Here is an 8,826-nt window from a genome sequence, read left to right as displayed (position 1 = left end):
CCCGGTCACCGCCGCCAGGTCCTCCGCCGTGGCGCGGTAGGTCAGGGCCAGGCTGTCGATCACGCAGCGGACGACCGCCCCGACCGTCTCCGGCACCGGGTCGCCGTGCCGGGCGCAGTAGGCGCGCAGCCGGCTGGGCATGTCGCCGGGGGCGAGGAAGTCGGTGGCGTTGGGGTTCACCACGCTGCGCAGCGGCGGCTCGGCGGTGGCCAGCTCGACCAGGTCGGTGTAGCTGAGGTCGGTCCCCTCGCGCGCCCACTGCCGCCGGCACTCCTGCAGGATCCACAGCCCCATCACGTTGCGCAGCAGCCGGACGGTGCCCGCGTAGCCGCCCTCGTTGGTGAGGTTGGCGGCCGCCGTCGCCGGGGTCGCCAGGGCCTCGTCCCGCTCGACCCCCATCAGCGACCAGGTGCCCGAGGAGATGAAGAGCCCGCCCGGGCCGCCGAAGGGGGTGCCCACCACGGCGGCCGCGGTGTCGTGACCGGTCGGGACGACGACCCGGGTGCCGGCCAGCGGCCCCTCGCCGAGCGCGCCGACCACGGGGCCGACGTCGGTCCCCGGCGCGACGACCTCGGGCAGCAGGTGGGTGGGGACCTGCAGGGCGTCCAGCAGTCCGGTGGCCCACGTCCCGCTGGCGGTGTCGTACATGCCGGAGGTGGAGGCGGCGGTGTGCTCGGTGGCGCGGAGGCCGGAGAGCCGGTGGTGGAAGAGGTCCGGGACCATCAGCAGCGTCGCCGCGTCGGCCAGCCGGTCGGTGTGGTGGGCGTCGTCCAGCAGCGCGAAGACCCCGTTGATCTCTATGGTCTGGCAGCCGGTGGCGGCGTAGAGGGCTTCCCGGCCGACCAGGCTGATGGCCTCGGCCATCGCCCGGACCTGCCGGGGGTCGCGGTAGCAGGTCGGCTCGTCCAGCAGCGAGCCGTCGGCGCGCAGCAGGCCGTAGTCCACGCCCCAGGTGTCGACGCCGACGGAGGCGACGGACCGGTCCCGCCCGAGCGTGCCCAGCTGCTCCTCGACGTGCCCCCACAGTCGTTCGAACTCCCAGCGCAGCACCCCGTCCACCGGGCGGGCGCCGTTGGGGAAGCGGCCGACGACGTCGAGGTCCAGCCGGTGCCCGTCGAAGGTGGCAGCGACCACCCGGCCGCTCTCGGCGCCCAGGTCGACGGCGGCGACGGTGCGGGCGGCCGGTCGGGGGCTCACGGGCGACGCTCCATCGCGACGGCGTGCACGGGGACGCCGGCGGCCGTGATCGCGGCGGCCTGGGCCGGGTCGACGCCGTCGTCGGTGTACACGGCGGCCAGCCGGTCGATCGGCACGCACGGGTGGATGGAGAAGCCGCCGAACTTCGCGGAGTCGACGAGCCCGTACACCTCGGTGCAGGCGTCGGCCAGGTAGCGCTTGGCCTGGGCCTCCTCGTTCGCCAGGTCGAGCAGCCCGTGCTCGACGGAGATGCCGTGGCCGCCGAGGAAGCCGCGGGCGATCCGGCCGCGGCCGGCGAGGACGTCGCCGACCAGCCCGACCAGCGAGCGGGCGGAGCGGCGGACGACCCCGCCGGGGAGCAGCACGTTCGCGTCGGTGCGCTCGGACAGCAGGGTGGCCGTGGGCAGGCTGTTGGTGACCACGACCAGCCCACGCCGGTCCAGCAGCTGCTGGGCCAGGTAGTGGCAGGTGCTGGAGGAGTCGAGGGCGATCACGTCGCCGTCCCGGACCAGCGGGGCGACCGCGTCGGCGATCGCCTCCTTCTCGGCCCGCCGGTGCCGGAGCCGGCTCTCGAACGAGCCCTCGTCCGAGACGGCCGCCGGGACCGCGCCACCGCGGACCCGGCGCAGCACCGATCGCTGCTCGAGCGCCTCGAGGTCCTTGCGGATCGTGACCGTGGAGACGCCCAGCTGGTCGGCCAGGCTGGCGACCAGCACGCGGCCCTGGCTGTCCAGCTGCTCGAGGATCACCCGGGAACGGGCGAACTCGTCGAGTGCGGTCACGGGTGGGTCTCCTCGGCGTCAGCGGCGAGTGTCTGCATCGGCTGTGATGCAGGCCGCAAAGCTAAGGAGATCGAAATCGAACGTCAAGAAGTGAAGGTCGTCCGAAACCCGTTCCCTGTCGTACGAAACCGTGAGCTGTCGATGGTGCGCGATCGGGCCGTGCCCGGCCGTCCGCTCCCGGGCGGGTGGGCGGCCCCGTCAGCCCTGCAGGATCGGCTCGTAGACCTCCTGGGTGCGGTCGAGGAGCTGCTGGAACTCCTCGGCGCCCTGGAACTCCTCCGGCACGTACTCCGCGCCGATCTGCTCGGCGATCGCCGGGTCCTCGGACGCCGTCCGGAGGGCGTCCTCCAGCTCGGTGACGATCTCCTCGGGCAGGTCACCGGGGCCGATCAGCCCGAACGTCGACCCGGACAGCGTCAGCTCCGGGAAGCCGGACTCGGCCAGGGTGGGGGTGTCCGGCAGCCAGGGCAGTGGCTCCGCGGAGGAGACCGCCAGCGGGCGGAACTGGCCGGCGTCGATGTTCGCGGTGACGTCGGAGGAGGCGTTGATCAGCACCGCGTCGACGTTGCCGCCCAGCAGGGCGGTGGTCATCTCGGCGTTGCCGTTGAACGGCACGGCGGTGACCTCGACGTCGTACTCCTCGGCCAGCCGCTGCAGCTCGATCGCCTGCGGGGTGGAGGCGCCGGGCGTGCCGACGTTCAGCGAGCCGGGCTGCTGCCGGGCGGCGGCGAAGAACTCCTCGGCGGTGGCGTAGGGCGAGTCCGCGCCGACGGCGAGCACCGACGGCACCTCGCTCATCACCCCGATCGGCGTCACGTCGTCCTTCGTGTAGCCGACCTCGTTGGCCAGCGGCGTGAGCACCAGCGTGCCGGGGGTGGCGAGGGAGAGGGTGTGCCCGTCGGGGTCGGCGCCGATCAGCTCCTGGGTCGCGAGCGCGCCCGAGCCGCCGGGCAGGTTCTCCACCACCACGGTCTGGCCCAGCTGCTCCTCGAGGGAGGCGCCGTAGGCGCGGGCGGTCAGGTCCGTGGGACCGCCGGCCCCGTAGGGCACCAGCAGCCGGATCTCCTCGGTCGGGTACTCCGCGGCCTGCTCGGCGGAGCCGGACGTCGTCTCCTCCGTCCCGCCGCAGGCGGTGAGCAGGCCGAGGGCGGTGCAGGCGGCGAGGGCGCGTGTGGTGCGGGCGCGGGCGGTGCGGGACAGGGGCATCGTTGCCTCCGGGAGTGGGGTGGGGCCGGTCAGTGCGGGTCGAGCTCGACGACGTCGTCGGCGAAGGTGAGCCGGGCGGCGGTGACCGACTGCAGCTCCGCGCGGGTCAGCCCCGGGGCCATCTCCCGGACGACGAACCCGCCGGGGCCCACGTCGAGGACCGCCAGGTCGGTGTAGACCCGGTCCACCACCCCGGCGGCGGTGAGCGGGTAGGTGCACCGGGGCAGCAGCTTGGGGCGGCCGTCCCGGGTGGTGTGCGTGGTCATCACCAGCACCCGCCGGGCGCCCACGGCCAGGTCCATCGCCCCGCCGACCGCGGGCGGCATGGTGGCGACGTCGGTGATCCAGTTGGCCAGGTCGCCGCCCTCGGAGACCTGGAAGGCGCCGAGCACGGAGATGTCGATGTGCCCGCCGCGCATCATCACGAAGGCGTCGGTGTGGTGGAAGAAGGAACCGCCGGGCAGCAGGGTGACCGCCTGCTTGCCCGCGTTGATCAGCTCCCGGTCCTCCTCGCCGGGCGCCGGGGCCGGTCCCATCCCGAGGATCCCGTTCTCGCTGTGGTAGACGATCTCCTTGTCCGGGCCGACCACGTCGCCGACCAGGATCGGCATGCCGATCCCCAGGTTCACGTACGCGCCGTCCGGGATGTCCCGGGCCACCCGGCGGGCCACCGCGACGTCGCTCAGCGGGTCGATCACGCCGCCACCTCCACGACTCGGTCCACGAAGATCCCGGGGGTGACCACCGTCTCCGGGTCCAGGTCGCCGAGCTCGACGAACTCCTCGACCTGCACCACCGTCAGCGTCGCGGCGGTGGCCATGGTGGGGCCGTAGTTGCGGGCCGCCTTGCGGTAGACCAGGTTGCCCCACCGGTCGGCTCGGTGTGCCTTGACCAGTGCGACGTCGCCGGGCAGCGGGTGCTCGAACACGTGCGGGCGCCCACCGATGGTGCGCACCTCCTTGCCCTCGGCCAGCAGGGTGTCCGCGCCGGTGGGGGTGAAGAAACCGCCCAGCCCGGCGCCGGCGGCGCGCATCCGCTCGCTGAGCGTCCCCTGGGGCACCAGCTCCAGCCCGATCTCGCCGGCCCGCCACAGCTCCTCGAACCAGATCGAGCCCATCGACCGGGGGTAGGAGCACACGATCCGGCGGACCCGGCGCTCCCGGATCAGCGCCGCGACGTCGCTCTCCCCCGCCCCGGCGTTGTTGGTGACCACGGTCAGGTCCCGGGCGCCCTGGTCGAGCAGGGCGTGCACCAGCTCCACCGGGACGCCGGAGTCCCCGAAGCCCCCGACCAGCACCGTGGCGCCGTCGGAGATCCCGGCGACGGCGTCGGCGAGGCTCCCCACCCGCTTGTCGATCACCGTGGCCCCTGCCGCCGGTACCAGCGCGGGGACGTCGACGGCGGCGGGGTGAGGGCGGCCCGGACCACCAGCACGTTCGGGCCGGTCGCCGCCAGCGCCGTGGTCAGCTGCTGCTCGAACTCCGGCCCGAAGCCGTCGACGGACTCGGCGGGGACGCCGAAGGAGCGGGCCAGGGCGACGAAGTCGGGGGTGACCAGGTCGACGCCGCGGGTCGGCGTCCCGCTGTGCACCTGGTCGAAGCGGAGCATCCCGTAGCCGCCGTCGTCGACGATCACCACGGTCAGCTCCGGCTGCTCCTGGGCGACCGTCGCCAGCTCGCCGCAGGCGAAGAGGAAGCCGCCGTCGCCCACCAGGGCCAGGGTGCGGCCCTGCCCGGCCAGCGCGGCGCCGAGTGCGGCCGGGAAGGCGTAGCCGAGCGTGCCCCAGCCCATCGGGAAGGCCAGCGCCCGCGGACCGGGGATCCGGCCGAAGGCCGCGACCCAGTAGCCGGCGATGCACATGTCGGCCACCAGCACCCCGTCCGGCACGGCGACCCGGTCCAGGACGTCGAGCAGCTGGGCGGCCTGCGGCTCGTCGGCCGCCACGAGTTCGCGCACCCGGCTGCCCAGGCGGGCCAGCCGTTCCCGCAGCTCGGGCAGGCCCGCACGGTGGGGGGCGCCGGCGAGGAGCTGGCCGACCACGGCGGTGGCGTCCCCGACCAGGGTCAGGTCGGCCGGGTAGTTCTTGTTCGCGTCGGCGGCGTCGACGTTCACCGCCAGCAGGGTGGGCGGCTGGGGCATCGCCCAGTTCTGGGTGGACAGGCCGTCGAGGTCGCTGCCGACGGCGACCACCAGGTCGGCGTCGTCCCACAGCGCCCCGATCGCGGGCACGTGGGCCAGGCCCGGTGCCAGGCACGGGTGGTCGGGCGGCAGCACGCCGCGGGCGTTGTAGGTGGTGACCACCGGTGCGGCGAGCTGCTCGGCGAACCGGCCGAGCACCTCACCGGCACCGCTGCGGAGCGCACCGCCACCCACCCAGAGCAGCGGACGCCGGGCCGTGGCCAGCAGCTCCAGCGCGCGGGCGACGTCCGCCTCGGGGGCGGGCGCCGGTGGCGGGACGGCCGGGGCGGCCGGCCGCTCGCCGTCCACGGGGGCGCTGAGCAGGTCGGTCGGCACCCCCAGGTACACCGGCCCGGTGGCGGGGGTCAGCGCGACCGCGCCGGCCCGCACCGTCTCCGCGCCCAGCTGATCGGCCGCGTCGCAGGTGACGGTCGTCTTGGTGACCGGGGCGAACATCGCACCCTGGTCCCGGGTCTCGTGCAGCACGCCGCGGTGAACGCCGGGGCGGCGCAGCGTGCTGGGGATGTCGGTGGCGACCACCAGCACCGGCACGCCCGACACCATGGCCTCGCCGGTGGCGCCCAGGGTGTTGGCCGCCCCGGGGCCGGTCGTGACGACGGCGACGCCCAGCCGGCCGGTGGCGCGGGCGTACCCGTCGGCGGCATAGACCGCGGTCTGCTCGTGCCGCACCCCGACCAGCCGCAGCCCCGCGGCGGCGGCCGCCTCCCAGATCGCCAGGTTGTGCACCCCGGGCAGGCCGAAGGCGATCTCCACGCCCAGCTCCTGCAGGGCGGCGACCAGGTCGTCGGCGCCGGTGCGCAGGCCGGTCGGCACCGCCGCCTCAGTCACCGAGGACATCGCGGAACGTCTCCTCCGTCTCGACGAACAGCTCGCCCAGGCCGTCGGCGCCGATGAACTCCTCCGGCACGTACCGCTCGTCCAGCGTCTCGACGACCTGGGGGTCCTCCGTGGCGCTGCGCAGCGTCTCCTCCAGCGTCTGCACCACCCCCTCCGGCGTGCCGGCCGGGGCGATCACCCCGAAGGTCGTGGTGCTCTGCACCAGCTCCGGGTAGCCGAGCTCGACGAAGGTGGGGGCGTCCACGTAGGGCAGCGGCTCCGGGCTGCCGACGGCCAGCACCCGGAGGTCGCCGGACTCGATCGCGGGCAGGATGTCCTGGGACAGGTTGGCGAAGCCCGCGGTGACGTTCTCGCCCAGGAGCGCGGTCTGCACCTCCGCGTTGCCGTTGAACGGCACCACGGTGAGCGGGACGTCGTAGAGCTCGGTGATCCGCTGGGTCTCCGCGGCGTGGGTGTTGGTGGCCCCCGGCGTGCCGACGGTGACCGCCTGGGGGTCCTCCCGGGCGGCGTCGAACAGGTCTTCGAGCGACTGGTACGGCGAGTCGGCCGGGACGAGGATCCCCGAGGGCACCTGGGTGACCACCCCGACCGGCGCGAAGTCCTCCCGGGTGTAGCCGACCTCGTTGGAGAGGTAGTTGAGCACCGCCGTGGGCAGCGCCGTCATCGACAGCGTGTAGCCGTCGGCCTCGGCGTTGATGAGCTGCTGGTAGGCAGTCGCGCCGGAGGCCCCGGGCGCGTTCTCCACGACGACGGGCTGGTCGAGCTCGCTCTCCATGTGCGCCGCCAGCGCCCGGGCGGCGATGTCGGTCGGGCCGCCGGCGGTGTAGGGCACCAGCAACCGGATGTCCTCGGTCGGGTAGTCCTCCGCGGCCCCGGCGGCCTCGGTGGTCTCCTCCGCGCCGCCGCAGCCGGTCAGGGCGACGCCGGTGGCGAGCAGGACGGCGAGGGTGCGGCGCGTGGTCATCGTTCTCCTGGGGTGGTGGAGGTGGAGCCCGAGGGGCCGTCGGTGGGGGTGTCGGTGGTCGAGTCGGCGCCGGGGCTGCCCTCGGCGGCGACCTGCCGGTCGGCGTCCGGGTCGGTCTCGTCGGTCTCGTCGACGTCGGCGGGGTCGACCCGGCCGAAGACCGCCTTGCGCCGCCGGCTGGTGATCGCGCTGACGATGATGATCAACGCCATGAAGGCGAACATGCCGCCGGAGATCGGGCGGGTGACGAAGATGTCGAAGCTGCCGCCGGAGAGCAGCATCGACTGCCGGAAGGCCCGCTCGAGGATCGACCCGAGCACGAAGGCGAGCACCAGCGGGCCCGGCTCGAAGCCGGTCTTCTTCATCAGCCAGCCGATCACGCCGAAGCCCAGCACGACCCACATGTCGAACACGTTGTTGTTGACCGAGAAGACGCCGGCCATGGTGACCAGCAGGGCGAACGCGGCGAGGATGCCCGCCCGCACCCGGAGCATCTGCACGAAGAACCCGACCAGCGGGATGTTCAGCGCCAGCAGCATCAGGTTGCCGATGACCATCGAGGCGATGACGCCCCAGAAGATCTCCGGCTCCTGCTCGATCAGCTGCGGCCCCGGGGTGATGTCCTGCACCAGCAGGGCGCCGAAGATCAGCGCCAACACCACGTTGGGCGGGATGCCCAGGGTGAGCAGCGGGATGAACGCCGAGGTGGAGGAGGCGTTGTTCGCCGTCTCCGGGCCGGCGACCCCCTCGATGGCGCCCTTGCCGAAGCGGCTGGGGTCCTTGGCCCGGCGCTTCTCCATGGCGTAGGAGGCCAGCGAGGAGACGACCCCGCCGCCGCCGGGCAGCACCCCGATCACGAAGCCGAGCAGCGAGCCGCGGCCGATCGCGCCGGAGGAGTCGCGGAAGTCCTTCCGGGTCGGCCAGATGTTCTTGATCTTCGAGGTGACCGCCTGGACCTTGTCGGTGCGCTCCAGGCTGTGCAGGATCTCCCCGACGCCGAACAGGCCCATCGCCACCGCGACGAAGTCCAGGCCGTTGAAGAGCGCGACCTCCCCGAAGGTGAACCGCGCGGTGCCGGTGATCGGGTCCAGGCCGATCGTGGCCAGCAGCAGCCCCAGGGCGGCCATGGACATGCTCTTCAGCACCGAGCCGGTGCCCAGGTAGGTGACCAGGAGGATGCCCAGCACGGTCAGCGCGACGTACTCCGGCGGCCCGAAGGAGACCGCCAGCCGGGCCAGTGGGGGCGCCAGCAGGATCATCCCGAGCACCGAGACCGTGCCGCCGATGTAGGACCCGACGGCGGCGATGCCGAGCGCCGGCCCTGCCCGGCCCTGCTTGGCCATCTGGTAGCCGTCGAACGTGGTCACCACCGACGCCGCCTCGCCGGGCAGCCGCAGCAGCACCGAGGTGATCGTGCCGCCGTACATCGAGCCGTAGTAGATGCCGGCCAGCAGGATGATCGCGGTCACCGGCTCGACCGTGTAGGTGATCGGAAGCAGCAGGGCGATCGTGGCCGTCGGCCCGAGGCCCGGCAGCACCCCGATGACCGTGCCGATGAGCACGCCGAGGAAGACGTACAGCAGGTTCGTCGGGGTCAGGGCCACGGAGAAGCCCTGCAGGATGCCGCTCCAGCTGTCCACG

Annotated in this window: 8 protein-coding genes; all 8 read right to left on the bottom strand. The window is 73.7% G+C overall.

Annotated elements, in window-relative coordinates:
- On the bottom strand, positions 1-1,197 hold a 1,197-nt coding region (locus G5C62_RS08770), incomplete at its 3' end, for a rhamnulokinase family protein (RefSeq protein ID WP_164700686.1).
- Entirely contained in the window at positions 1,194-1,979 is a 786-nt protein-coding gene (locus G5C62_RS08765) for a DeoR/GlpR family DNA-binding transcription regulator (protein WP_164700685.1), read from the bottom strand. The genes G5C62_RS08770 and G5C62_RS08765, both read right to left, overlap by 4 nt.
- Before the next feature lie 198 nt (positions 1,980-2,177).
- A complete protein-coding gene (locus tag G5C62_RS08760) occupies positions 2,178-3,185 on the bottom strand; it encodes a tripartite tricarboxylate transporter substrate binding protein (protein ID WP_164700684.1) in 1,008 nt (335 codons plus the stop codon).
- Between the two features lie 29 nt (positions 3,186-3,214).
- Positions 3,215-3,883: a 3-oxoacid CoA-transferase subunit B gene (locus tag G5C62_RS08755; RefSeq protein ID WP_206330537.1), complete on the bottom strand. Its 669-nt coding sequence runs from the start codon at positions 3,881-3,883 to the stop codon at positions 3,215-3,217.
- Positions 3,880-4,545, bottom strand: coding sequence for a 3-oxoacid CoA-transferase subunit A (locus tag G5C62_RS08750; protein ID WP_164700683.1), 666 nt, complete (start codon positions 4,543-4,545; stop codon positions 3,880-3,882). The genes G5C62_RS08755 and G5C62_RS08750 overlap by 4 nt, the downstream gene beginning before the upstream one ends.
- On the bottom strand, positions 4,542-6,221 hold the full coding sequence (locus G5C62_RS08745) for a thiamine pyrophosphate-binding protein (RefSeq protein ID WP_164700682.1): 1,680 nt from the start codon (positions 6,219-6,221) through the stop codon (positions 4,542-4,544). Before G5C62_RS08745 ends, G5C62_RS08750 begins: the two co-directional genes overlap by 4 nt.
- Positions 6,205-7,185 carry a tripartite tricarboxylate transporter substrate binding protein gene (locus tag G5C62_RS08740; protein ID WP_164700681.1) on the bottom strand — a complete coding sequence of 327 codons (981 nt, stop codon included), beginning with the start codon at positions 7,183-7,185 and terminating at the stop codon, positions 6,205-6,207. Before G5C62_RS08740 ends, G5C62_RS08745 begins: the two co-directional genes overlap by 17 nt.
- Complete coding sequence (locus G5C62_RS08735; protein ID WP_164700680.1) at positions 7,182-8,825, bottom strand: tripartite tricarboxylate transporter permease; 1,644 nt, start codon at positions 8,823-8,825, stop codon at positions 7,182-7,184. Before G5C62_RS08735 ends, G5C62_RS08740 begins: the two co-directional genes overlap by 4 nt.
- Position 8,826 lies beyond the last annotated feature (1 nt).

Source organism: Modestobacter sp. KNN46-3, from assembly GCF_011039295.1.
The sequence above is the reverse complement of the archived record's forward strand: the minus strand, read 5'-3'. Positions and strand labels throughout refer to the sequence as shown.

Bases quoted from the DNA above. Each gene is read 5' to 3' on its own strand.
- G5C62_RS08760 (WP_164700684.1), bottom strand. From the start codon at position 3,185: ATGCCCCTGTCCCGCACCGCCCGCGCCCGCACCACACGCGCCCTCGCC.
- G5C62_RS08745 (WP_164700682.1), bottom strand. From the start codon at position 6,221: ATGTCCTCGGTGACTGAGGCGGCGGTGCCGACCGGCCTGCGCACCGGC.
- G5C62_RS08740 (WP_164700681.1), bottom strand. From the start codon at position 7,185: ATGACCACGCGCCGCACCCTCGCCGTCCTGCTCGCCACCGGCGTCGCC.